This is a genomic window from Photorhabdus sp. RM322S, from assembly GCF_042879395.1.
GTDB classification, from domain to species: domain Bacteria; phylum Pseudomonadota; class Gammaproteobacteria; order Enterobacterales; family Enterobacteriaceae; genus Photorhabdus; species Photorhabdus khanii.
The window spans coordinates 1-25,361 of record NZ_JBHFKW010000016.1 but is presented as its reverse complement, the minus strand read 5'-3'; the positions used below and the strand labels follow the sequence as shown (position 1 = coordinate 25,361).

Genomic DNA, 25,361 nt, shown 5'->3' with positions numbered 1-25,361 from the left:
CTGTCAGTAAATCTTAGCTTTTATCTTCCCAGTCTTGCGCGCGGGCAACCGCTTTTTTCCAGCCATTGTATTTGTAATTTCGTTCGGTGGTTTCAATACCCGGACGGAATTCTTTTTCAATGGTGGCTTTGCTTTTCACTTCATCCAGATCTTGCCAGTAGCCTACAGCCAATCCTGCGAGGAATGCGGCGCCCAATGCAGTACTTTCACGCACTATAGGGCGTTCTACGCGGGTACCCAGGATATCTGACTGGAATTGCATCAGGAAGTTATTGGCAACGGCACCTCCGTCTACACGCAGGGCTTGCAATCGGGTACCTGCATCCGCTTGCATAGCATCCAGTACATCACGGGTCTGATAGGCAATGGATTCCAGCGTTGCACGGATGATGTGATTACTGTTTGTCCCGCGGGTCAGGCCGAAAATGGCACCGCGGGCGTAAGGGTCCCAGTAGGGTGCGCCAAGACCGGTAAAAGCGGGAACCACATACACGCCGTTACTGTTTTTAACTTTAGTGGCAAAGTATTCGGAGTCAGCAGCATCGGCAATGAGTTTCAGTTCATCACGCAGCCACTGAATAGAAGCACCACCAACGAAAACCGCACCTTCAAGTGCATAGTTCACTTCTCCGCGGGGACCACAGGCGATGGTTGTCAGCAAACCGTGGTTGGAGCGCACGGCATCTGTACCGGTGTTCATCAGCAGGAAACAGCCTGTTCCGTAGGTGTTTTTCGCCATACCGGGCTGGACACAAAGCTGACCATACAGAGCAGCCTGTTGGTCACCCGCAATGCCAGCGATAGGGATCCGGGTGCCGCCTTTACCGCCGATATTGGTCTGACCATAAATCTCAGAAGATGCATGGACGGTGGGTAACAGGGCGCGTGGGATTTGTAACTCATCAAGAATATGTTGATCCCACTCCAGATTGTGAATATTGAACAGCATCGTACGGGATGCGTTGGTGTAGTCCGTAACGTGGACACGGCCCTGGGTCATTTTCCATACCAGCCAGGTGTCTACAGTACCAAACAGTAGCTCGCCTTTTTCAGCCCGCTCACGGGCACCTTCAACATGATCCAGAATCCATTTTACTTTGGTACCAGAGAAGTAAGGGTCCACGACCAATCCTGTGTTCTGGCGAATATATTCTTCCAGACCTTCTTTTTGTTTCAGTTTGGTACAGACATCTGCGGTACGGCGACATTGCCAAACAATGGCATTGTAGATGGGTTTACCGGTTTTCTTTTCCCAAATAATCGTTGTTTCACGTTGGTTGGTAATCCCAATGCCGGCAATCTGATCAGAACTAATATCCGCTTTCGCTAATACTTCTACCAACGTTGAGCTTTGGGTTGCCCAGATTTCCATGGGATCATGTTCGACCCAGCCCGGTTTAGGATAAATTTGAGTAAATTCTCTTTGGGAAATAGAGATAATATTGGCGTCGTGATCAAGAATGACTGCCCGGGAGCTGGTTGTTCCCTGATCAAGGGCGACAATATATTTTTTCTCAATCATATTTTCTGTTGTCATGATAATAACCTGTTCTGGTGATGCTCTACTTTAGGCTTTCTTTTTGCTCTGGTCTTTGGTTTTGTGGGCATCAGATGGCAAATGACGACCAATAAGTTTGCGGTAGCCGAATGCACCTATAATACCGCCGATAATCGGAGCGGTCAGAGTAACCAGGCAGTAAGGAATTTCACGTCCACCCGTCAGGGCGATATCTCCCCAACCTGCCAGATAAGCAATGAGTTTAGGGCCAAAGTCACGGGCCGGGTTCAGGGCGAAACCGGTTAATGGGCCAAATGCGCCACCAATAACGGCAATCAGAATACCAATCAGTAACGGAGCCAGAGGCCCGCGCGGAACACCGTTACCATCGTCAGTCAGTGACAGAATCAGACACACCAGCGCTGCGGCAATGATGACTTCTACCATAAATGCTTGAGAAATAGACAGTGATGCCATCGGGTAAGTGGAGAATACTCCTGCGGTAAACAGGCTTTCAGGGGTGCCGCGAACGATATTATGTACTTGCTCGTAATCAAGGAATACGCTGTAGTACATCATGTAGATGATAGCGGCAGCGACAAAACCACCGATCATTTGGGCAATAATAAAAGGAATGACTTTTTTGCCCTCAAAACGGGCAAACAGCCATAAGGCAATTGTCACCGCCGGGTTAAGGTGACCACCGGAAACACCGGCGGTGAGATAAACTGCCAATGCGACACCCATCCCCCAAATAATACTGATTTCCCACAAGCCCAGTTGTGCGCCGGCAATACGGGCAGCGGCAACACAACCTACGCCAAAGAAAACCAATAGTGCGGTACCAAGAAACTCAGCGATACATTGTCCGGTTAATGTCGTGCTAGTAGTTTGGCTCATATGTTCTATCCTACGAAGAAGATTTTAGAGTGGTAATTATTATTTTCGCCTTTCAGCATTGAAAGGAAGGTTCTGTAAATTTATCGTTAATGCGCGGAAACGAGAAATAGCGAAATTGAAATGTGTGTGTTGTGTCAACAAAATGAGCAGTTCCGCATTTTTCTGGCGTTTTGCTAAAAATTAAAGTGTGAGACACTTTGTCGTTTTTATTTGATAGTTATTTCGCATGTGTTGGGGATGTTGCTAGACAGGGGCGCTTCGGCTACATACAATCAGGCGATTGCTTATAAGGGGGAACCGAGAATGTCATTTGAAGTTTTTGAAAAGCTGGAAGCCAAGGTTCAGCAGGCGATTGATACTATTACCCTGCTACAAATGGAAATTGAAGAATTAAAAGAAAAAAATAAGTCTTTGTCTCAGGAAATTGAAACCGCAGCCAGTAGCCGTGAGTCTCTGGTTCATGAGAATGAGCAATTAAAACAAGAGCAGCTAGTATGGCAGGAGCGTTTGCGTGCCTTATTAGGCAAAATGGAAGATGTTCAGTAATTACAAATTGCCGGCAGACAAAAAAGGGCGATCCAAAAAATCGCCCTTGATTTTATACGCTGTTGTTAGATGATCTCTTCATCTTCGCTGTCATCAAGTGCCAGTGGCTCTTCGGATAGAATGATACCGGTATTGTCAGCATACAGATAATCGCCAGAGAAGAAGGTTACACCACCGAAATTTACCCGGATATCGCTTGCTCCGGTTCCTTCATCACGACAGCCAGCAGGGATGGCCGCGATAGCCTGAATACCAAGGTCGAGCTCTGCCAGCTGGTCAACCTGACGTACCGCACCGTAAACGACAATGCCTTCCCATCCATTTTGCACAGCGAGTTGTGCCAGTTCTGCGTCAATCAATGCCTGACGTACAGAACCACCACCATCTATCAGTAAAATACGGCCGTGACCGTTGTCTTCAAGCAGGTCGTAAATTAACCCGTTGTCTTCAAAACATTTAACTGTGATGATTTGACCACCAAATGAAGTACGCCCACCAAAATTAGAGAACATAGGCTCTACCACATTTACTTCTTCTTGATAGATGTCACAAAGCTCGGAAGTATCATATTTCATAGGATTTACGTCTGGTTAAGGTATGGAACAGTAAGTATATCCCTTTCAGGCTGATGTTAGCAAAATCATCAATAACTAAGAATAAGTCCAGCCGAAAACAGAATGTTAGTCAGCAATGCTGCTTTAACCATGTGTTCCAGCATTGGGCGCATACTTTCTGGTGTGGGTTCGTTAAGCACATACCACATGTGTTTGATCAACAAAGGCAACGCGAGCAGGAACAGCCAACCGGACCAGCCTGGCAGATTTTGTATGGTAAATAAGCTTAAGCAGAGGATTGCTCCGATGATGAGACTGGCATGATAGTAGCGGGCTTTTTGGGGGCCGAGACGGACAGCAAGGGTGTTTTTGCCATTCCGTTTGTCATCTTCAATATCACGCAAGTTATTAATATTTAAAACAGCAGCGGAAAGAAGACCACAGGCGGTTGCCGGCAGCATGACAATCGAGTCAAAAAAACCTGCTTGAAGATAATAAGCCCCGGCAACACTTAACCAGCCAAAGAATATCAGTACGGAAATATCGCCAAGCCCTATATAGCCATAGGGTTTTGCGCCGACTGTATAGGTAATTGCAGCAACAATTGCCAGCAGACCAAGGACCAGAAAACCTAATATGTCCCTGGGTTCTTCACAGGCAACGGTAATGAGAGCAATTCCAGACAGACAAGCCAGCAGCACCGTAATCTTTAGCGCTTTTTTCATCTGCGAGGCGGTGATAACGCCTTTTTGCATACCGCGCAGCGGCCCGATACGTTTTTCGGTATCACTTCCTTTGACAACATCGCCGTAATCATTGGCGAGATTGGACAGAATTTGCAATATAGCCGCTGTTAACAGAGCCAGTAAGGCAACAGGCAGCTTGAAATGTCCTGTCCAGATGGCAAGGGAGGAGCCGGTAATAATGGCTGCAAGGGCGAGTGGCAGCGTTTTAGGGCGTAAACTTTCCAGCCATGCTTGAGTTTGATTGATGGGAGTTGGTGAGTTCATTTCTACGTTAACTTACTCCTTTAAATATTATAAAAAATAAATGGGAGGCTTGCCTCCCATCAATAATTATAGCGGATAAGGAATCGTATATTCCGATTATAGGATAAATCGGCTCAGATCTTCATCTGCAACCAGCTCATCTAAATGTTCTTTGACGTAATCAGCATTGATATCAACTGATTGGCCAGGACGTTCGCTGGCGTCAAAAGAGATATCTTCCATCAGTCGCTCAAGGACAGTATGCAAGCGACGCGCACCGATATTTTCAGTTGATTCGTTTACCTGCCATGCTGATTCAGCGATTTTGCGAATGCCATCAGCGGTGAAGCTGATATTCATTCCTTCTGTTGCCATCAGTGCTTTGTACTGTTCCGTCAGGGATGCATTGGGTTCAGTCAGAATACGCTCAAAATCTTCTGTGGTTAATGCCTGTAATTCTACACGGATCGGTAGACGCCCTTGTAATTCAGGGATCAGATCAGAAGGGCTGGAAACCTGGAATGCGCCGGAGGCGATAAACAGGATATGGTCTGTTTTTACCATGCCGTGTTTGGTGGATACCGTACAGCCTTCCACCAGTGGCAATAGGTCACGCTGAACACCTTCACGGGAAACATCAGGGCCGGAAGTCTGGCCGCGTTTACAGATTTTGTCGATTTCATCAATGAAGACGATACCGTGCTGTTCAACCGAATCAATGGCCTGTTGTTTCAATTCTTCTGGGTTAACCAGTTTAGCGGCTTCTTCTTCCACCAGCAGTTTGAAAGCATCTTTGATTTTCAGCTTACGGGATTTATGTTTCTGACCGGCAAGGTTCTGGAACATGGATTGCAACTGATTAGTCATCTCTTCCATGCCAGGAGGTGCCATGATCTCTACGCCCACTGGTGTGGTAGCAATATCGATCTCGATTTCTTTATCATCAAGTTGACCTTCACGTAACTTCTTACGGAATGCCTGACGAGCGGCTGAGGGTTCAGATTGCGTCTCTGCTTGTCCCCAGTTATTTTTTGCCGGTGGGATCAAGACATCCAGAATGCGTTCTTCTGCCAGTTCTTCAGCCCGGTAACGGTTTTTTTCAATGGATTGCAGACGAACCATTTTAACCGCCGCATCGGTCAAATCACGGATGATAGAATCGACTTCTTTACCAACATAGCCAACTTCGGTGAATTTTGTCGCTTCAACTTTGATGAATGGCGCGTTTGCCAGTTTTGCCAGCCGACGGGCGATTTCGGTTTTACCGACACCTGTTGGGCCAATCATCAGAATATTTTTAGGCGTCACTTCATAACGCAGCATTTCATTCAGCTGCATACGACGCCAGCGGTTACGGAGTGCGATAGCTACAGCGCGTTTCGCTTTGTCCTGACCAATGATATGGTTGTCAAGTTCGCTGACAATTTCGCGTGGAGTCATTTCAGACATACTATCTACCCTTACGCTTTTGAAGGAAGTTCTTCGAAGTTGTGATTATGGTTGGTGTAAATACAGATATCACCGGCAATTGTCAGTGCTTTTTCTGCAATTTCTCTGGCACTGAGATCGGTATTTTCCAGCATTGCCCGTGCAGCGGACTGCGCGTATGGACCACCGGAGCCAATGGCAATCAGGTCATTTTCCGGCTGAATGACATCGCCGTTACCTGTAACGATCAGGGAGGTATTTTCATCTGCGACTGCCAGCAACGCTTCCAGTTTGCGCAGCATGCGGTCGGTCCGCCAGTCTTTGGCAAGTTCAACGGCTGCCTTGGTCAGATGCCCTTGATGCATTTCAAGTTTACGTTCAAACAGTTCAAACAGAGTAAAAGCGTCTGCTGTACCGCCAGCAAAACCCGCGATTACTTTGTCATTATAGAGGCGGCGAACTTTGCGGACATTGCCTTTCATGACGGTATTACCCATCGTTGCCTGTCCATCACCACCGATTACGACTTGGCCGTTACGGCGAACACTTACGATTGTAGTCACGAGTAAGCCCTTGGTTACAAAATAGATAAATGTGACGCACGGTACTTTCGACAGTGTATATGGCTATCGAAAATACCGTGTGCACAGTGCTAGCAGTATAAATGGGGGAGAATTATCATTTTTCAACCCCCAGTAACACGGAGAATACAACCGGGTACGCCAGCGCCTTTCAGGCGTTCCTGCATTTTTCCTGCGGTGCTTTTACTGTAAGGGCCAAGAACGACACGATGCCAGCCGTCTCCTGTTATGATTTGGCTTTCAATACCCGAAAATGCCAGGCTGGCGCGTACGGATTCAGCCTGGTCCATATTGCGGAATGAACCACATTGCAAAATCATACGTTGTGCATTTTCTGCTGGTTTAGGCTTGTTAGTTTCAGCCGGTGGTGGTGTCTGCGGCTGAACTGGCTGAGTTTGTATTTTTTGTTGTGGCAATGTTGGCTGAGGTTGTGGCTGTGGTCTTGTTTCCAGCGGTTGTTGCGTCTCTGCTGATGGTTTGATGATCACTTGTGAACGTGGTACTTGAACGCCATTGTATGGAATTTCTGGCAGTGAGGTCGCGGGTTGACGCATATCTGCCTGCATTTGTTCAAGTAACTGCCGTTGTTCTGCGGTCAGCGGAATGCGTGAATTTGTCTGCTTGCCGGATGATGGCTCACGTGGCGTCGCGATACCAACAGGGCGATTTTCCAATTCTTTGATATAGCGCCAGCGCTCTTCTGGTTTTGGTGGTAAGCCATTATTTTGCTGAGGATGTTTTGGTAGTACGTCTGGCGCGTTTTCTTGTCCATTGTGGGTAATAAAGTAAAGGCCGCCAATAAAGATAACGACCAATGCTACCGCGACTGCCAGAGTGGTTTTTGGCAGACCCTGGGACTGGTATTTTTTCTTATCGGTGTTTTTACGGCGGGTGTTTGAACGCCCGCGACTCACATAATCTCGTTGTGCCACTGTCTAATTCGCTGAGTTATTTAAATAAAAGGAAATAAACGACATGTTACTTAACCTAGAGTTATTTGCCTAGCTTTTAGGCGAACAGGTGCTTTGCCGAATGATTAATTCAGATTCCAGTAACTGGGAACCGCCAGATATTGTATGGCCTTGGATTTGATCTAGTAACAGTAGCATCGCTTTTTGACCAATCTCATAACGGGGCTGTCCAACGGTAGTCAATGGCGGATCGCTATACATGGACAGACTTAAGTTGTCGAACCCAATGATTGATAAATCTTGCGGTATTCTTAAGCCCATTCTTTTAGCCTGCCATATAACACCAATCGCCATTACATCGCTGTGGCAGAAAATGGCTGTTGGGGGTTCCGGCAGAGACATCAGCTGTTTGGTCAGCTTTGCGCCACTTTCATGGGTAAAGTTACCCTGGACGATATAATCTTCACGGATTGTCCCGCCAGAGCGACGCAATGCCTGAATATATCCTTGAAGGCGGTAGCGGCAAAGCAGGATATCTTCAGGCCCGGAGATACAGCCAATGTGTTTATGCCCCAGTGTTTGCAGGTAATGAGTGGCATTGAATGCTGCGGTCAGGTTATCAATGTGAATAGTCGGCAGTTCCAGCTCGGGTGCAAATTCGTTTGCCATGACCATGGGTGGCAGGTTTTTTTGTTCTTCTTTGCTGGCGTCAAATGGGATATTGGAGCCAAGCAGCAATAGGCCATCAATTTGTTTGGTGACAATCAGGTTGAGAAATGCGTGTTGCTGTTTTTGCTGATGTTGACAATCACCGATTAAAACCAGATAACCCTGTTGCGTTGCTGTCTCTTCAATACCGCAAATCACATCAGTGAAAAAGGGATCACTGATATTCGGCACGATGATTAAAACCGTTTTCGACTCACCGCGTTTAAGATTACGGGATAAATTATTTGGGTAATAACCCACAGCCAGTACAGCTTGTTCCACTTTTTGTCGTGTCTGGGAAGAAACTTTCTCTGGATTCATGAGTGTTCTTGATACTGTTGCGGTAGAAACGCCAGCCACTTCAGCGACATCTTTCATCGTTGCGGAGGTGCCATTCTTTTTCTGCTCCAAAACTCACTCCTCATTTCCTGACTGATTAGTTAAACGATTGTCATTTTCTGGTTGCCGGGAGACCGTCAGTGACGTTAAGCAAGTCACGACATTTGGTTTAAGGTGATGACAATGTTATTAAGGGACCATTCTAAACAGTTTGGCAAATTCGTTTATTCCTTAGTTTGCAAAAAAGTGTGATATAAATCATTTATTCGATATAGCTCGCAAATTAGTGAATAAATTTTTATTGATTAAGAATGACTCAGGGTGATTTTACTCAGTCGCAAATAGAAGTATGTTTAATCTGATAAAGTTATATGTTTTAAAATAAAGGTGATTAATCACTAACCATCCGTTGGATCAACATCAATATTCCATTTTACTTTCCGGGTTTGTGGCAGAGCCATTATTTGTGGATAAACCATCGTCATGATTTTTTGTAAAAAAATTCTGGATGGATGTTGAATCAATAGTTGCCAGCGATAACGACCACTTCTTTTGGCCTGTAATGCGGGAACCGGCCCCATGATCCATAGGTTATTATCACGCAGAGGATGATTTTCAAAAAGCAGACGCAATTGCTGTAAAAAAGCGGGTGCTTGCTGATTATCGTGATCTTCTGATCGCAAGATAATATGGCTGGTAAATGGCGGCAGAAATACACTTTGGCGTTCATCCATCGCCTGAGTCGCGAAGGCGTCATAACCTTTATTCAGTAAAATTTGCAGTAACGGATGGTCAGGATGATGAGTTTGGAGAACCACTTCTCCCCGTTTACCTGCCCGGCCGGCCCGACCAGAAACTTGCGTATAAAGTTGTGCGAAGCGTTCTGCTGCCCGGAAATCTGCTGAGAACAGGGCACCGTCAACATCCAGCAAAGCGACCAGTGTGACATCAGAGAAATGGTGGCCTTTTGCCAGCATTTGGGTACCAATCAGTATACGGGCACCACCGGCATGAATGTCGGCCAGTTGTTGTTCCAGTGTTCCTTTGCGGCTGGTGGTATCCCGGTCAATGCGGGTAACCGGTACATCAGGGAACAATGCTGTAATACCGTCTTCAAGTTGCTCTGTGCCAAGGCCAACAGGTTGAAGATGAGTAGAACCGCATTGTGGACACTGACGCGGAACCGGGCGTTGGCTGTCACAATGATGGCAACGCAACTGACGATGGTGTTGATGCAAGGTGTAATAATGGTCACAGCGTTGGCATTCTGCAATCCAGCCACATTCATGGCAGAGCAGAGCAGGTGAGTAACCACGGCGGTTGAGAAACAGTATTACCTGATTATCGGCTTGCAGGTGCTCTTCAATGCACTTTATCAGTGGTTGAGATAACCCGGATTTGAGTGGCAAGCCTTTTAAATCCAACAGATGTTGAGTTGCTGGCTGGGCATGACCTGCTCGTTTGGATAATGTTAGTTGGCAGTATTTGCCCTGTTGCACATTATAAAGTGTCTCCAGTGCCGGCGTCGCAGAGCCCATAATCACCGGGATATTCTCTTTTTTTGCTCTGAATACCGCTAAATCACGAGCATGGTAACGCCAGCCCTCCTGTTGTTTGTAAGAACTGTCGTGTTCTTCATCGATAATGATGATGCCAAGGCAGGTAAAAGGGGTAAATAAAGCTGAACGTGTGCCGATGACAATTGCGTTCTCACCACGTTGTGCCCGTAACCATACAGCAAGGCGTTCACTATCATTCAGGGCTGAATGAAGAACATCAACCGGAGCATTAAAGCGTTCTCTGAAACGACGGATTGTTTGTGGTGTCAGGCCAATTTCCGGTACAAGTATCAGCGCTTGTTTACCTTGCGCCAGAATATTTTCCAGTACACTGAGATAAACTTCTGTTTTACCTGATCCGGTAATACCGGCTAGTAACCAGGGAGAAAATTGCTGGTCCTCCGCACGGATAGCACCAACTGCTGTGGCTTGTTCCGTATTTAATTTCAGGCGTTCGCCGGTGATTTGGAAGTGATTTCGCCAGTTCTGAGATTCAGGTTGCACCGGGTATAAATCAATAAGTGACTTCTTTTTGAGTGACTGGAAGGCGCTTTCGCTTAATTCCAGTTCTGTAATCTGATGGCGATATATCGCTTTTCTGCGTAGTGTTGCCAGCACCTGTTGCTGCTTAGGTGAACGTTTCAATTGCGCCAAGGGTATTTCAGCTCCCGCCGAAGTCAGTTGCCATTGCCAGAGCGGGGCAGATTCAGCGGGCTTTCCTTGACGAAGCAGTATCGGCAATGCATGGAACAGCACTTCTCCAATGGGATAATGGTAATAGCTGGATGCCCAGAGTAATAATTGCCAGAGATCTTCTGAAAACAGGGAGTGAGTATCGAGAATAGATTCTATTGATTTCAGTTGTTCTGCTGGAATATCACTACTATCAGTGGTTCCGGTGACGATGCCAATTGCCTTGCGGTTGCCAAATGGGACGATTACCCGCATCCCTGCAACAGGTAATTGAGTTTCTGTGGGCAACAGATAATCAAAAGAGCGGGCAAGGGGGATAGGCAGGGCAACCTGAACAACAGCCATAAAATTATTCCATAAGATCAATGAGTAAGTCAGAGTATAATAAAAAATTGATTATAGAGTATCACAGACCATGAGCGGATTTCATTGCGGGATAGGTAGATATTCTGTATGATCCGCCGCCTTTGGTACAAAAGATACCAAACTTATTTTATCAACACGACGTGTGGTGTCTGGCGGCAACAGGGCTGGATAGCGACACGGCCTTAACAGAGGTTATCCCATGAAAAAAGATATTCATCCTAAATATGAAGCAGTTACTGCAACTTGTTCTTGCGGTAATGTAATGCAGATCAAATCTACCGTTAATCACGCTCTGAACCTGGACGTATGTGGCCAATGCCACCCATTCTATACTGGTAAACAACGTGATGTTGCTACCGGTGGTCGTGTTGATCGTTTCAACAAACGTTTCAACGTTCCAGGTGTTGGCAAGTAATTGCCAAATTGGGTCTGCTTATAAAGCAGATCAGCTGGTACGAACAAACGCCCGATGTTTTGCATCGGGCGTTTTGTATTTAAATCGGTCATTCTGTATTTTAATATAGTAAAAACCCCCTGAGCTTTGCAGGAGGTTCCTTATACCACTATCAATATTCCCAGGTATCGGGATCAATGCCTAATTCCCGCATGATCCCTTTGGCAGCCTCTGGGATTTCGTCATTACGCTCTTTGCGTAAATCAGCGTCATCGGGCAGTGGTTGCCCGGTAAATGCATGCAGGAATGCTTCACACAGCAATTCACTGTTAGTCGCGTGACGCAGGTTATTTACCTGGCGGCGGGTGCGCTCATCAGTGAGGATCCTCAACACTTTCAAAGGAATTGAAACTGTGATTTTCTTCACTTGTTCGCTTTTTTTGCCATGTTCAGCATAAGGGCTGACATATTCACCGTTCCACTCGGCCATGGGGTACCTTAAATAGTCGTGAAATCATAAAAGTAAGCCGGATAACAGAACCCGCTTTCGTTGCAAAATATTGCCATTTTATCGTGATTTCCTTATCAATTATACAGTTATAGTATATGCGATAAACTAATGACTACTAATAATAAAAGCAGCATAGTTGTAATGGATAATTATCCCATTACTTAATCTAACCGTAAAGAGGTTTGGATGTCTAGATGTATTGACGTCTATTGTGGTGGCGGGTATTCTTCCCTGACTCGAATTTATGACAGGCAGTGGTGACTGATATGACACGCAAACAGGCAACAATAGCAGTTCGCAGTGGGCTGAATAATGATGAGCAGTATGGCTGTGTTGTTCCGCCTATTTATCTTTCCAGTACATATAATTTTACAGATTTTAATCAGCCGAGAACACATGATTATTCCCGGAGGGGTAATCCAGGCCGCGATATGGTGCAGAGGGTATTGGCTGAACTGGAGGGGGGAGTCGGTGCTGTTATGACCAGCAGCGGTATGTCAGCGATTCACCTGTTATGCACGGTTTTTCTTAAGCCGGGCGATCTGTTGGTTGCTCCTCATGACTGTTATGGTGGCAGCTACCGCTTGTTTGACAGCCAGAGTAAACGCGGTGCTTATGAAGTGGCTTTTATCGATCAGAGTGATGAACAGGCGTTAAAACAGGTATTGTCAAGAAAGCCAAAGTTGGTATTAATTGAAACGCCAAGTAATCCTTTATTGCGTATCGTGGATATTGCCCATATATGCCAGCTTTCCCATGAGGTCGGTGCGACAGTGATTGTTGATAACACTTTCCTGAGTCCTGTATTACAAAAACCGCTGGCATTGGGGGCAGATCTGGTTGTTCATTCCTGTACTAAATATCTTAACGGACATTCTGATGTTATTGCCGGAGCCATTATTGCAAAGGATGAAGATATCGCGACGGAGCTTGCCTGGTGGGCGAATAATATTGGTGTGACCGGTGCGGCGTTTGATAGTTATCTTCTGTTGCGTGGGATGCGTACTTTATCGCCACGGATCCTTTTACAGCAAAATAATGCGCGGGAGATTGTGAATTATCTTCAACAACAACCGCTAGTGAAGAAACTTTTTTATCCTGCTTTGAAAGATCATCCAGGGCATGAAATTGCCTGTAAGCAACAGTCCGGTTTTGGCGCAATGATAAGTTTTGAGTTAGATGGCAATGAATCGGCAATACGTTGTTTTCTGTCTGAGTTGAAATTATTTACTTTGGCGGAATCATTGGGAGGCGTGGAAACGTTGATTTCCCATACTGCTACCATGACTCATGCGGGAATGTCAGCACAGGCAAGGGCAGAAGCGGGTATTACGGATTCATTGTTGCGTGTTTCTGTGGGTATTGAAGATAGTCAGGATTTAATCGCTGATTTGGAAAATGCATTTCAGGCAGTAGTAAAGGAGTGACCATGAGTGCACTGGCAGTAGCAGGGGCGGAAAATGGCCGCCAATTACATAAGTTTGGTGGAAGCAGTCTCGCGGATGTGAAATGTTATCAACGGGTAGCCAAGATTATGGCTAATTACAGTCAACCTGGTGATTTAATGGTGGTATCCGCAGCAGGCAGTACAACCAACCAGTTAATTAACTGGCTTAAGCTCAGCCAGAACGATCGTATTTCTGCCCATCAGGTACAGCAGGTTTTGCGCCGTTATCAGCAGGATCTTATCAGAGGTTTGCTGCCTGAAACTGTTGCTGAAGAATTGGTGAAGTATTTTATTGCCGATCTTGAAAGGTTGAGTGCATTACTGGATAAGCCGGTGAGTGATGTGACTTATGCGGAAGTTGTGGGGCACGGAGAGATCTGGTCTGCACGTTTGATGTCAGCGGTGCTTGAAGCTCAGGGTATCCCCAGTGACTGGGTGGATGCCCGTCAGTTTTTACGCGCGGAGCGGGCGGCTCAACCTCAAGTTGATGTTGACCTTTCTCAGCCATTATTGAATCAGCTGTTAACGCAACATCTTAATAAGCGACTGGTTGTAACGGGATTTATCTCCAGTAATCATGATGGAGAAACGGTTTTACTGGGGAGAAATGGCAGTGACTATTCTGCAACGCAGGTTGGTGCTCTGGCAGGGGCTAAACGGGTAACCATCTGGAGTGATGTCGCCGGTGTTTACAGCGCCGATCCGAGAAAAGTAAAAGACGCTTGTTTGTTACCTTTATTACGTCTGGATGAAGCGAGTGAGCTTGCTCGTCTTGCAGCACCTGTGCTGCATACCCGTACCTTACAGCCCGTTTCCGTCAGTGATATTGATTTACTGCTGCGTTGCAGCTACCAGCCGGAGCAGGGTTCTACCCGTGTTGAAAGGGTGTTGGCTTCCGGGACTGGGGCGAAAATTGTCACCAGCCATGATGAAGTTTGTCTGATTGAGTTGCATGTGGCTGCTCATAATGATTTTAAACAGATATACAAAGATATTGATCTGTTGTTAAAACGGGGACAAATCCGCCCACTGGCAACCGGTATCCATCCAGACTGTAACCTGATTCAGCTCTGTTACACTGCCGAAGTGGTGAATAGTGCACTGGAGGTTTTGGAAGATGCTGTGCTGCCGGGGAAACTTTCCCTGAGAGAAGGATTGGCATTGGTGGCGCTGGTTGGGGCGGGTGTATGTAAGAATCCATTGCATTGCCATCGTTTTTATCAGCAGCTTAAAGATCAACCGGTAGAATTTATCTGGCATGCGGAGGATGGTATCAGTCTTGTCGCTGTGTTGCGGACTAATCAGACTGAACATGTGATTCAGGGGCTGCATCAGAGTTTGTTCCGTGCTGAAAAGCGCATTGGCCTGATTTTGTTTGGTAAAGGGAATATCGGCTCCCGTTGGCTGGAGTTATTCGCCCGTGAGCAGAAAAATATTTCTGCCCGCAGTGATTTTGAATTTATTCTGGCTGGTGTGGCGGATAGTCGCCGGAGTTTACTCGACTATCAGGGGATTAATGCCAGCCGGGCACTAGCTTTCTTTGATGCTGAAGCGACAGACCATGATGTCGATGAGCTGTTCCTGTGGATGCGGGCGCACCCTTATGACGATCTGGTGATCCTGGATGTGACTGCCAGTGAAGAACTGGCACGATGTTACAGTGATTTTGCCAGTTATGGTTTCCATGTTATCAGTGCCAATAAAATTGCCGGTGCTTCCAGTAGTAACGATTATCGTCTTATTCGTGACGCATTTGCCAAAACCGGTCGTCATTGGTTTTACAATGCAACTGTTGGCGCAGGCTTACCGATCAACCATACCGTGAGAGATTTACGCGAGAGTGGCGATACCATTTTGTCCATCAGTGGTATTTTCTCCGGTACGTTATCTTGGCTGTTTCTGCAATTTGATGGTTCAGTGCCATTCAGTGATTTGGTTGAACAGGCGTGGCAGCAGGGATTGACCGAGCCGGATCCACGAATTGATCTGTCTGGTCAGGATGTCATGCGTAAACTGATTATCCTCGCCCGTGAAGCCGGCTATGAGATTGAACCAGAGCAGGTGCGTGTTGAGTCATTAGTGCCGAAAGAAGCGAAATCAGGTTCTATTGAGCAGTTCTTTGATAACAGCGGTGCTATCAATGAGCAAATGATACAGCGATTGGCTGCGGCACAGGAAATGGGCATGGTATTGCGCTATGTTGCCCGTTTTGATGCGAATGGTAAGGCTAAAGTCGGTGTTGAAGCGGTACGTCCCGATCACCCATTGGCTTCCTTGTTACCGTGCGACAATGTATTCGCGATTGAGAGCCGTTGGTATCGTGATAATCCGCTGGTGATCCGTGGTCCGGGTGCCGGTCGTGATGTCACAGCAGGTGCGATTCAGTCTGATCTTAACCGTTTGTCACAACTGCTTTAGGTTGCAAAATCCCCACTTGTTAGCTGATGTAATTTCCTTCGCTTGATATTTGAGATAACGAGAGGAAGGGTGTTCTGGTAAAGACACCCTTCTTCATCGTTATCGCAGCCTTGGGTATCTTGATCTGCCAAATTGGTATAAACAGCGCCAAAGATTTCTTGATGAATTTTTTTCCGATTCAGAATGAATATTACTCATTCTCTTAGCTCAAATTTATTGTTGACTAAAAAATCCCAATCCTTCATCTTATTTAGACGTCTAAACGTATAGGTGGTTAGGTGGTTAGGTGTTTAGACGTTTAAATAAAAGTAACTGGCAAATTATAAGACAGGAAATTATTCCGCTTGTTAACGAGGTACAGGGTATGAGTTTTTTTCACGCTAATCAGCGAGAAGCGCTGAATCAGAATCTGGCTGAACTGGAAGGGCAGATCCGTGTTTCATTTGAATTCTTTCCACCGCGCACAGCTGAAATGGAAAAAACCCTGTGGAAATCCATTGGTCGCTTGAGCACCCTCAAGCCTAAATTTGTTTCCGTTACTTATGGGGCTAACTCTGGTGAACGTGATCGCACCCATAGCATTATCAAAGGAATAAAAGAGAAAACCGGTCTTGAGGCTGCTCCGCACCTCACCTGTATTGATGCCAGCCGCGATGAATTGTGTGAAATCGCCCGTGATTATTGGAATAATGGAATTCGTCATATTGTGGCTTTGCGGGGGGATTTACCTGATAACAGTGAAAAACCCAAAATGTATGGGGCTGATCTGGTTGAATTACTTAAGAAAGAAGCTGATTTTGATATTTCAGTGGCTGCTTACCCTGAAGTTCATCCTGAAGCGAAAAATTCTCAGGCTGATCTGATTTGCCTGAAACGAAAGATTGATGCGGGTGCGAACCGTGCGATTACTCAATTCTTCTTTGATGTGGAAAGTTATCTGCGTTTTCGTGACCGCTGTGTTGCTGCCGGAATTGAGGTGGAAATCGTACCGGGTATTCTGCCGGTATCCAACTTCCGTCAGCTGAAACGTTTTGCGACAATGACCAATGTTCGTATTCCAAGCTGGATGACCAGGATGTTTGAGGGGCTGGATGATGACCCTGAAAGCTCTAATCTGGTTGGTGCTTCTATTGCAATGGATATGGTGAAAATTTTAAGTCGTGAAGGTGTGAAAGATTTTCACTTTTATACCTTAAACCGTGCGGAACTGAGTTATGCAATTTGTCATACTCTGGGTGTTCGTCCTTAATCATTGGCTCTTATTAAGACATGTCGCTTAGTAAGAGCATATTTTTTCCGCTGTATTGCTATGAATGGTAAATTCTTATTATATTTATGAGTATTAAGGTTAATATATTTTTGATATTTAATTTTATAGAGTTGAAAGAATAAAAGGATTTTAATGTTAGTAAATAATTCATTGTTATCAATTAAATTATTAAATATAAATTATAGTAAATGATTACTATGGTTATCATGATTTTCATAATATCTTTTCACACAATTATCACTCTTAATTTCTGGTCATTAGATTCATTATTTCGTATTAACCTCCCGCATTCTGTTAAACATTAACAGTTACCATATCATTTTTTAACATTCTAACGTAAAAAAATATGTTTGTAGCTTCTCTTCCTGGCTGATAAATATATTTCTAATGCCTGATGTAATTATGTGGCATTTCGTCGTATTCACTATTTCATACCAGAAAAATTAGAGGATAAACCAGCTCTCTGGGTGTTTCCAGACGATATTATTCCAATAATACTCGTCTACATTTTTCTGAGCCCTAATCTGCTAATACCACACATTTGTAGTTGGTTTCTGTTTGCCAGCTGCAATAACACTATCAATGAGAGACAATTATGAACAATTCGTTCTCAAGCACTATCAATACTATTTGTCAGAAACTGCAATTAACTTGTCCGGCGGAAATTGCCCTGTACTCCTTCGATACTTTCCGGGAAAAAACCCGGGAAATGGTTAACTGGGGAGAGGCAAAACGAATTTATGAAACTGCACAAGCAGAACAGAATAAGAACCTGCTTCATGAAAAACGTATTTTCGCCTACGTTAACCCGCTGCTGAAAAGTGCTGTTCGATTAGGTACCCGGCAAATACTGGCTTTTACACAAGGTTATAGTGATCTGTTTGGTCATCGTGCTGATAGTTATGCTGCGCCAGGCTCGGTGGCATCCATGTTCTCGCCGGCAGCTTATTTAACCGAATTGTATCGTGAAGCCAGAAATCTGCATGACAGTACCTCAATTTATTACCTGGATAAACGTCGCCCAGATTTAGCAAGCTTAATGCTCAGCCAGAAAAATATGGACGAGGAGATTTCAACGCTGACTCTCTCTAATGAATTGTGCCTTGCCGGGATAGAAACAAAAACAGGAAAATCACAAGATGAAGTCATGGATATGCTCTCTACTTATCGTTTAAGTGGAGAAACGCCTTATCACCATGCTTACGAAACCGTTCGTGAAATAGTTCATGAACGTGATCCAGGGTTTCGTCATTTATCACAAGCCCCCATTGTTGCCAAGAAAATTGATCCAGTGACTTTATTGGGTATCAGTTCTCATATTTCTCCAGAACTCTATAAGTTGCTGATTGAAGAGATCCCGGAAAAAGATGAAGCCAAACTAGATGCGCTTTATACAACAAACTTTGGGGATATCACAACCGCTCAACTTATGTCTCCGAGCTACCTGGCACGGTATTATGGCGTTTCGCCGGAAGAGATTGCTTATGTTACTACTTCGTTATCACATGTTGGGTATAGCAGTGATATTCTGATCGTACCGTTGGTCAATAATACCGGCAAAATGGAAGTGGTTCGTGTGACCCGAACACCATCGGATAATTACGCTGGCCAAACTAATTATATTGAGTTGTATCCGCAAGGTAATGACAATTATCTGATTAAATACAACCTAAGTGATAGTTTTGGTCTGGATGATTTTTATCTGCGATATAAAGATGGCGCCTCTGATTGGATTGAGATTGCCCATAATCCTCACCCTGGTATGGCTGTAAATCAGGAGTATGAATCACAGGCGATAATTAAACGTAACGACCCTGGGGATATACTCAGTATAGGATTAGAAAGATGGCATGGAGGCAGTTATCATTTTGCCGCCGCCAATTTTAAAATTGACCAGTATTCCCCGAAAGCCTTCCTGCTTAAAATGAATAAGGTTATTCGCTTGCTCAAAGCTACCGGCCTCTCTTTTGCTACATTGGAGCGCATTGTTGATAGCGTTAATAACACTAAATCAATCACGGTTGAGGTATTGAACAAGGTCTATCGGGTAAAATTCTACATTGATCGTTATGGCATCAGTGAAGAGACAGCCGCTATTCTGGCTAATATTAATATCTCTCAGCAAGCGGTTGGCAATCAGCTTAGCCAGTTTGAGCAACTGTTCAATAACCCACCGCTCAATGGAATTCGCTATGAAATCAGTGAGGACGATACTGAACACCTCGCTAATCCTGACTTAAATCTTAAACCAGACAGCATCGGTGATGACCAGCGTAAGGCTGTTTTAAAGCGCGCATTTCAGGTTAATGCCAGTGAGTTGTATCAGATGTTATTGATCACTGATCGTAAAAAAGAAAACGGAGTTATCAAAAATAACTTAGAGAATCTGTCCGATCTGTATCTGGTTAGCCTGTTGGCACAGGTACATAACCTGACCATTTCTGAGCTGAATACTCTGTTGGTGATTTGTGGCTATGGTGACACCAATATTTATCAGATTGCCGACGATAAGTTGGCAGAAATATTGGAAAAATTGTTGTGGATCACGCAATGGTTGCAGGCCCAAAAATGGACGGTTACTGACCTATTTCTGATGACCACGACCACTTACAGTACCACTTTAACACCAGAAATTAGCAATCTGACAGCTACATTGTCCTCAACCCTACATGGCAAAGAGAGCCTGATTGGGGAGGATCTGAAAAGAGCAATGGCACCCTGCTTCACTTCGGCTTTGCATTTAACTTCACAGGAAGTTGCGTATGACTTGTTGTTATGGGTTGACCAGATTCAGCCGGCTCAAATAACCGTCGATGGGTTTTGGAAAGAAGTTCAGACTGCGCCAACCAGTCCGAAGGTAATTGCCTTTGCTCAGGTGCTGGCACAGTTGAGCCTGATCTATCGTCGTATTGGATTAAGTGAAACGGAACTGTCACTGATCGTGACTCAACCCCTTCTGTTAGTTAAAGATAAAAGCGTACTAGATCACGATCTGTTAACCATGATGGCCCTGGAAGGTTTTCATACCTGGGTGAATGGCTTGGGGCAACACGCTTCCCCAACATTGACGGCGTTGAAAAATAACGCTTTAACGGTTGCTGATGTCGCACAAGCCATGAATAAGGAGGAGCCTCTCCTGCAAATGGCCGCTAATCAGGTGGAACAGGGGTTAACAACACTGACCAATTGGACACAGATTGACGCTATTTTGCAATGGTTACAGATGTCTTCCGTCTTAGCTGTTTCGCCACTGGATCTGGCTGAGATGATGGCACTGAAATATGGAATAGATCATAACTATGCTGTCTGGCAAGCTGCGGCGGCTGCACTGATGGCTGATCACGCTAAACAAGCACAGAAAAAACTGGATGAGACGTTCAGTAGGGCGCTATGCAATTATTATATTAATGCCGTTGTGGATAGTGCCGCTGGAGTACGTGACCGTGACGGGTTATATACCTATTTGTTGATTGATAACCAAGTTTCCGCTGATGTGACGACCTCACGTATCGCTGAAGCGATTGCCGGTATTCAGCTGTACGTTAATCGGGCTTTAAATCGGGATGAAGGCCAGCTTGCTTCAGATGTTAGTACCCGTCAATTCTTCACGGATTGGGAGCGCTACAATAAACGTTACAGCACTTGGGCTGGTGTCTCTGAACTAGTCTATTATCCAGAAAATTATGTTGATCCAACTCAGCGCGTTGGGCAAACCAAAATGATGGATACGTTGTTGCAATCCATCAACCAGAGCCAGCTAAATGCGGATACGGTGGAAGATGCTTTCAAAACTTATTTGACCAGTTTTGAGCAGGTGGCAAATCTGAAAGTGATCAGTGCTTACCACGATAATGTGAATGTGGATCAAGGGTTAACTTATTTTATCGGGATTGATCAAGCTGCTCCAGGAACGTATTACTGGCGCAGTGTCGATCACAGTAAATGTGAGAATGGTAAATTTGCTGCGAATGCTTGGGGCGAGTGGAATAAAATTACCTGTGCGGTTAATCCTTGGAAAAATATTATCCGCCCAGTCGTTTATATGTCGCGCCTATATTTGCTATGGCTGGAGCAGCAAGCAAAGAAAAGTGATGATGGTAAAACCACCACTTATCAATATAACTTAAAACTAGCTCATATTCGTTACGACGGTAGTTGGAATACACCATTTACCTTCGATGTGACAGAAAGGGTAAAAAATTACACATCAAATGCTGATGCTGCTGAATCTTTAGGGTTGTACTGTACTGGTTATCAGGGGGAAGACACTCTATTGGTTATGTTCTATTCGATGCAGAGTAGTTATAACCCTTATACCGATAATAATGCGCCGGTAACTGGGCTATATATTTTTGCCGATATGTCATCAGACAATATGACTAATGCACAAGCAACTAACTATTGGAATAACAGTTATCTGCAATTTGATACTACGGCGGTAGATCCGGATCATGGCAATAAGAAAATCATAACCAGAAGAGTTAATAACCGTTACGCGGAAGATTATGAAATTCCTTCCTCTGTGACAAGCAACAGTAGTTATTCTTGGGGAGATCACAGTTTAACTATGCTCTATGGTGGTAGTGTTCCTAATATTACCTTTAAATCTGCCGCAGAAGATTTAAAGCTATCCACCAATATGGCTCTGAGTATTATTCATAATGGCGCTGCTGGAGGCCCAGGTTCCCGCCGAGAGCAGTGCAACTTGATGAAGCATTTTGGTGGTGTACCTGGGTGTAAATATATTCTCTGTGATATTGCACAGGATAAAGCTGGTAATGGAGAGGATATAACCGCTCTGTTTCAGAGATCGACTCCAGGGCATGATTCAGGGATTTTGGTAACGAGTACAACTAGTACAGATCACTATTATTTTTTCCAAACGCCATCAAATCAAAAATATCTTTCTTTTAAAGTTGGAGGTGGTGTACAACGGTATGCACAATCCGACGATTGGTATGATGATTTTGAATCTTATAATTATGTTGCTATTGGTACTGAAGATTATGGTTGGTGGTTTGGTGGTGCATATCTCAGCAATGCAATCTCAATTGATACGGGCATTGATAGTGCTAAAGTAAAAATCACCGTAAAAGCGGGTGGTGACGATCAAATCTTTACTGCTGATAACAGTACTTATGTTCCTCAGCAGCCGGCACCCAGTTTTGAGGAGATGATTTATCAGTTCAATAACCTCACAATAGATTGTAAGAATCTGAACTTCACCGACAATCAGGCCCATATTGAAATTGATTTCACCGCGACAGCACAAGATGGTCGATTCTTGGGTTCAGAAACTTTTATTATCCCGGTAACTAAAAAAGTTCTCGGTACTGAGAATGTGATTACGTTATATAGCGAAAATAACGGTGTTCAATATATGCAAATGGGGGCATATCGTACCCGTTTGAATACCTTATTCGCTCAACAGTTGGTTAGTCGTGCTAATCGTGGCATTGATGCAGTGCTTAGCATGGAAACTCAGAATATTCAGGAACCACAATTAGGTGCCGGCACATATGTGCAGCTTGTTCTGGATAAATATGATGAGGCCATTCATGGTACTAATAAAAGCTTTTCTATTGAATACTTTGATATATTTAAAGGCGGCGACAGTTTTGTTATTTATCAGGGGGAATTGAGTGAAACCAGCCAAACTGTTGTGAAAGTTTTTCTCTCCTATTTTATAGAAGCGTATGGAAATAAGAATCATTTATGGGTACGTGCAAAATACCAAAAGGGAACGACTGATAAGATCTTGTTCGACCGTACTGATGAGAAAGATCCGCACGGTTGGTTTCTCAGCAATGATCATAAAACTTTCAGTGGCTTATCTTCTGCACAAGCATTAAGAGACGGCAGTGAGCCGATGGATTTCTCTGGTGCCAATGCCCTCTACTTCTGGGAGCTTTTTTACTATACGCCGATGATGATGGCTCATCGCTTGTTGCAGGAACAGAATTTTGATGCAGCGAACCGCTGGTTCCGTTATGTCTGGAGTCCGTCCGGTTATATCGTTGATGGGAAAATCGCTATTTACCACTGGAACGTGCGACCGTTGGAAGAAGACACCAGTTGGAATGCACAACAGCTAGACTCCACCGATCCGGATGCTGTCGCTCAGGATGATCCGATGCACTACAAAGTGTCTACTTTTATGGCGACTCTGGAGCTGTTGATGGCGCGCGGTGATGCGGCTTACCGTCAGTTAGAGCGTGATACGTTGGCTGAGGCCAAAATGTGGTATATACAGGCTCTTAATCTGTTGGGCGACGAGTCACCAGTGATGTTGAGTACGACTTGGGCGAATCCAACTCTAGGTAATGCTGCTTCAAAAACCATCCAGCAGGCTCGTTACCAGATGCTGACCCAGTTGCGTCTGAATAGCACGGTAAAAGCCCCGTTGTTGGGAACAGACAACGCTCTGACGGGCTTGTTCCTGCCACAGGAAAATAGCAAACTTAGAGGTTATTGGCGAACACTGGCTCAACGTATGTTTAATCTGCGCCATAATCTGTCAATTGACGGTCAACCGCTCTCCTTGCCACTGTATGCCAAACCGGCTGATCCAAAAGCCTTGCTAAGTGCAGCAGTGTCCGCTTCTCAAGGGGGAGCTGATTTACCGAAGGCACCTCTTACTATTCACCGTTTTCCACAGATGCTGGAAGGCGCACGGGGTCTGGTTAACCAGCTTATGCAGTTTGGCAGTTCGCTCTTGGGATACAGTGAGCGTCAGGACGCGGAAGCTATGAGCCAACTGCTACAAACCCAGGCCAGTGAGCTGATACTGACCAGTATTCGTATGCAGGATAACCAATTGACAGAGCTGGATTCGGAAAAAACAGCTCTTCAAGTGTCTCTGGCAGGAGCGCAACAGCGGTTTGACAGCTACAGCCAACTCTATGAAGAGAATATTAACGCTGGTGAACAACGGGCTATGGCGCTACGTTCAGAATCCGCTGTTGAATCCCAGGGGGCGCAGATTTCCCGTATGGCTGGGGCGGGTGTTGATATGGCACCTAATATCTTCGGCTTAGCTGACGGTGGCATGCATTATGGCGCAATTGCCTATGCTATTGCTGATGGTATTGAGTTGAGTGCTTCCGCTAAGATGGTTGATGCGGAAAAAGTTGCGCAGTCGGAAGTGTATCGCCGTCGTCGTCAGGAATGGAAAATTCAGCGTGATAGTGCACAGGCGGAGATCAAGCAGTTAAATGCACAACTGGAATCGCTGTCTATTCGCCGTGAAGCGGCTGAAATGCAAAAAGAGTACCTGAAAACCCAGCAAGCTCAGGCTCAAGCACAATTAACCTTCTTACAAAGTAAGTTCAGTAATCAGGCGTTGTATAGCTGGCTGCGAGGACGTTTATCAAGCATTTACTTCCAGTTCTATGATTTGGCTGTGTCACGTTGCTTGATGGCGGAGCAATCCTATCAATGGGAAATTAACGATGATGCCATTCGATTTATCAAACCGGGTGCATGGCAAGGAACTTATGCGGGTCTGCTGTGTGGGGAAGCCTTGATGCAAAATTTGGCACAAATGGAAGAGGCGTATTTGAAATGGGAATCCCGCGCTCTGGAAGTGGAACGTACTGTTTCGTTGGCAAAGGTCTATGGTTCGCTGGGGGATAAGGATCGCTTCAATCTGGCAGAACAAATACCCGCATTACTGGATAAGAATGAAGGTACGGCAGGAACTAAAGAAAATGGTTTGGTATTGGCTAATGCTATTTTGTCAGCTTCGGTCAAATTGTCTGATTTGAAATTAAAGACTGATTATCCGGACAGTATTGTTGGTGATAACAAGATTCGTCGCATTAAGCAAATCAGTGTTTCATTGCCCGCGTTGGTTGGGCCTTATCAGGATATTCAGGCTATGCTCAGTTATGGCGGCAGTACTCAGTTGCCGAAAGGTTGCTCCGCATTGGCTGTATCTCATGGCACCAATGATAGTGGTCAGTTCCAACTGGATTTCAATGACGGCAAATATCTGCCATTTGAAGGTATTGTTCTTGATGACGATGGCACATTGAACCTCCGATTCCCGAATGCCACCGATAAGCAGAAAACAATATTGCAAACTATGAGCGATATTATTTTGCACATTCGTTACACCATTCGTTAATTAATTCTATTATTATAGAATATGGGCTCTCCTTCGGGAGAGCCTGACAGAATAAATTTATGAGATATTTCCAGAGAATAAATTAATTAAAATAAGTTGAAATTAATATATTATTAAATAC

General features: G+C 45.0%; 16 protein-coding genes. 6 read left to right on the top strand and 10 right to left on the bottom strand.

The features are described 5' to 3' along the window. Positions 1-13: 13 nt before the first annotated feature. Together glpK and ACGF63_RS11310 are read right to left on the bottom strand one after the other, a co-directional pair. A complete protein-coding gene (gene glpK, locus ACGF63_RS11315) occupies positions 14-1,537 on the bottom strand; it encodes a glycerol kinase GlpK (RefSeq protein ID WP_036844882.1) in 1,524 nt (507 codons plus the stop codon). A gap of 30 nt (positions 1,538-1,567) precedes the next feature. After that, the gene (locus ACGF63_RS11310) at positions 1,568-2,398 is read right to left on the bottom strand and encodes an MIP/aquaporin family protein (protein ID WP_036844885.1); all 831 of its coding nucleotides are present in this window, start codon (positions 2,396-2,398) and stop codon (positions 1,568-1,570) included. Positions 2,399-2,701: 303 nt separating this feature from the next. Here ACGF63_RS11310 and zapB point away from each other — a divergent pair, with 303 nt between their 5' ends. Further along, positions 2,702-2,944 (top strand): cell division protein ZapB, encoded by a 243-nt coding sequence (gene zapB / locus ACGF63_RS11305; protein ID WP_036844887.1) that lies wholly within the window; start codon positions 2,702-2,704, stop codon positions 2,942-2,944. Between the two features lie 65 nt (positions 2,945-3,009). Here the strand turns inward: zapB and rraA are convergent, their stop codons facing one another. From rraA to priA, 7 genes are all read right to left on the bottom strand, one after another. After that, positions 3,010-3,519 carry a ribonuclease E activity regulator RraA gene (gene rraA, locus ACGF63_RS11300; RefSeq protein WP_036844890.1) on the bottom strand — a complete coding sequence of 170 codons (510 nt, stop codon included), beginning with the start codon at positions 3,517-3,519 and terminating at the stop codon, positions 3,010-3,012. A 68-nt stretch (positions 3,520-3,587) separates the two neighbouring features. Further along, complete coding sequence (locus ACGF63_RS11295) at positions 3,588-4,508, bottom strand: 1,4-dihydroxy-2-naphthoate polyprenyltransferase (RefSeq protein WP_036844892.1); 921 nt, start codon at positions 4,506-4,508, stop codon at positions 3,588-3,590. A 96-nt stretch (positions 4,509-4,604) separates the two neighbouring features. Continuing rightward, positions 4,605-5,936: an HslU--HslV peptidase ATPase subunit gene (gene hslU, locus ACGF63_RS11290; RefSeq protein WP_036844895.1), complete on the bottom strand. Its 1,332-nt coding sequence runs from the start codon at positions 5,934-5,936 to the stop codon at positions 4,605-4,607. 11 nt (positions 5,937-5,947) lie between these two features. Continuing rightward, a complete protein-coding gene (hslV, locus tag ACGF63_RS11285) occupies positions 5,948-6,478 on the bottom strand; it encodes an ATP-dependent protease subunit HslV (RefSeq protein ID WP_036844897.1) in 531 nt (176 codons plus the stop codon). Between the two features lie 122 nt (positions 6,479-6,600). Then, positions 6,601-7,428: a cell division protein FtsN gene (gene ftsN, locus ACGF63_RS11280; RefSeq protein ID WP_162524220.1), complete on the bottom strand. Its 828-nt coding sequence runs from the start codon at positions 7,426-7,428 to the stop codon at positions 6,601-6,603. 69 nt (positions 7,429-7,497) lie between these two features. After that, the gene (gene cytR, locus ACGF63_RS11275; RefSeq protein ID WP_152963625.1) at positions 7,498-8,526 is read right to left on the bottom strand and encodes a DNA-binding transcriptional regulator CytR; all 1,029 of its coding nucleotides are present in this window, start codon (positions 8,524-8,526) and stop codon (positions 7,498-7,500) included. A gap of 326 nt (positions 8,527-8,852) precedes the next feature. Next, entirely contained in the window at positions 8,853-11,051 is a 2,199-nt protein-coding gene (gene priA / locus ACGF63_RS11270; RefSeq protein ID WP_152963624.1) for a primosomal protein N', read from the bottom strand. Positions 11,052-11,271: 220 nt separating this feature from the next. On the opposite strand from priA, the gene rpmE reads away from it, so the two are divergent. Next, positions 11,272-11,487, top strand: a complete 216-nt coding sequence (gene rpmE, locus ACGF63_RS11265; RefSeq protein ID WP_036844905.1) for a 50S ribosomal protein L31 — start codon at positions 11,272-11,274, stop codon at positions 11,485-11,487. A 151-nt stretch (positions 11,488-11,638) separates the two neighbouring features. On the opposite strand, the gene metJ is transcribed toward rpmE, so the two are convergent. Further along, entirely contained in the window at positions 11,639-11,956 is a 318-nt protein-coding gene (metJ, locus tag ACGF63_RS11260) for a met regulon transcriptional regulator MetJ (protein ID WP_021325403.1), read from the bottom strand. Positions 11,957-12,243: 287 nt separating this feature from the next. Here metJ and metB point away from each other — a divergent pair, with 287 nt between their 5' ends. The 4 genes from metB to tcbA all read left to right on the top strand — a co-directional run bounded on the left by metB (position 12,244) and on the right by tcbA (position 25,240). Next, complete coding sequence (metB, locus tag ACGF63_RS11255; RefSeq protein WP_036844907.1) at positions 12,244-13,404, top strand: cystathionine gamma-synthase; 1,161 nt, start codon at positions 12,244-12,246, stop codon at positions 13,402-13,404. A gap of 2 nt (positions 13,405-13,406) precedes the next feature. Beyond that, entirely contained in the window at positions 13,407-15,842 is a 2,436-nt protein-coding gene (locus tag ACGF63_RS11250) for a bifunctional aspartate kinase/homoserine dehydrogenase II (RefSeq protein ID WP_152963623.1), read from the top strand. Between the two features lie 364 nt (positions 15,843-16,206). Beyond that, complete coding sequence (gene metF / locus ACGF63_RS11245) at positions 16,207-17,091, top strand: methylenetetrahydrofolate reductase (RefSeq protein WP_036844964.1); 885 nt, start codon at positions 16,207-16,209, stop codon at positions 17,089-17,091. 616 nt (positions 17,092-17,707) lie between these two features. After that, on the top strand, positions 17,708-25,240 hold the full coding sequence (gene tcbA, locus ACGF63_RS11240) for an insecticidal toxin complex protein TcbA (protein ID WP_152963621.1): 7,533 nt from the start codon (positions 17,708-17,710) through the stop codon (positions 25,238-25,240). The last annotated feature ends 121 nt before the right edge of the window (positions 25,241-25,361 follow it).

Coding starts and splice junctions, on each gene's coding strand:
- glpK (WP_036844882.1), bottom strand. CDS start 1,537: ATGACAACAGAAAATATGATTGAGAAAAAATATATTGTCGCCCTTGAT.
- ACGF63_RS11310 (WP_036844885.1), bottom strand. CDS start 2,398: ATGAGCCAAACTACTAGCACGACATTAACCGGACAATGTATCGCTGAG.
- zapB (WP_036844887.1), top strand. CDS start 2,702: ATGTCATTTGAAGTTTTTGAAAAGCTGGAAGCCAAGGTTCAGCAGGCG.
- rraA (WP_036844890.1), bottom strand. CDS start 3,519: ATGAAATATGATACTTCCGAGCTTTGTGACATCTATCAAGAAGAAGTA.
- ACGF63_RS11295 (WP_036844892.1), bottom strand. CDS start 4,508: ATGAACTCACCAACTCCCATCAATCAAACTCAAGCATGGCTGGAAAGT.
- hslU (WP_036844895.1), bottom strand. CDS start 5,936: ATGTCTGAAATGACTCCACGCGAAATTGTCAGCGAACTTGACAACCAT.
- priA (WP_152963624.1), bottom strand. CDS start 11,051: ATGGCTGTTGTTCAGGTTGCCCTGCCTATCCCCCTTGCCCGCTCTTTT.
- rpmE (WP_036844905.1), top strand. CDS start 11,272: ATGAAAAAAGATATTCATCCTAAATATGAAGCAGTTACTGCAACTTGT.
- metJ (WP_021325403.1), bottom strand. CDS start 11,956: ATGGCCGAGTGGAACGGTGAATATGTCAGCCCTTATGCTGAACATGGC.
- metB (WP_036844907.1), top strand. CDS start 12,244: ATGACACGCAAACAGGCAACAATAGCAGTTCGCAGTGGGCTGAATAAT.
- ACGF63_RS11250 (WP_152963623.1), top strand. CDS start 13,407: ATGAGTGCACTGGCAGTAGCAGGGGCGGAAAATGGCCGCCAATTACAT.
- metF (WP_036844964.1), top strand. CDS start 16,207: ATGAGTTTTTTTCACGCTAATCAGCGAGAAGCGCTGAATCAGAATCTG.
- tcbA (WP_152963621.1), top strand. CDS start 17,708: ATGAACAATTCGTTCTCAAGCACTATCAATACTATTTGTCAGAAACTG.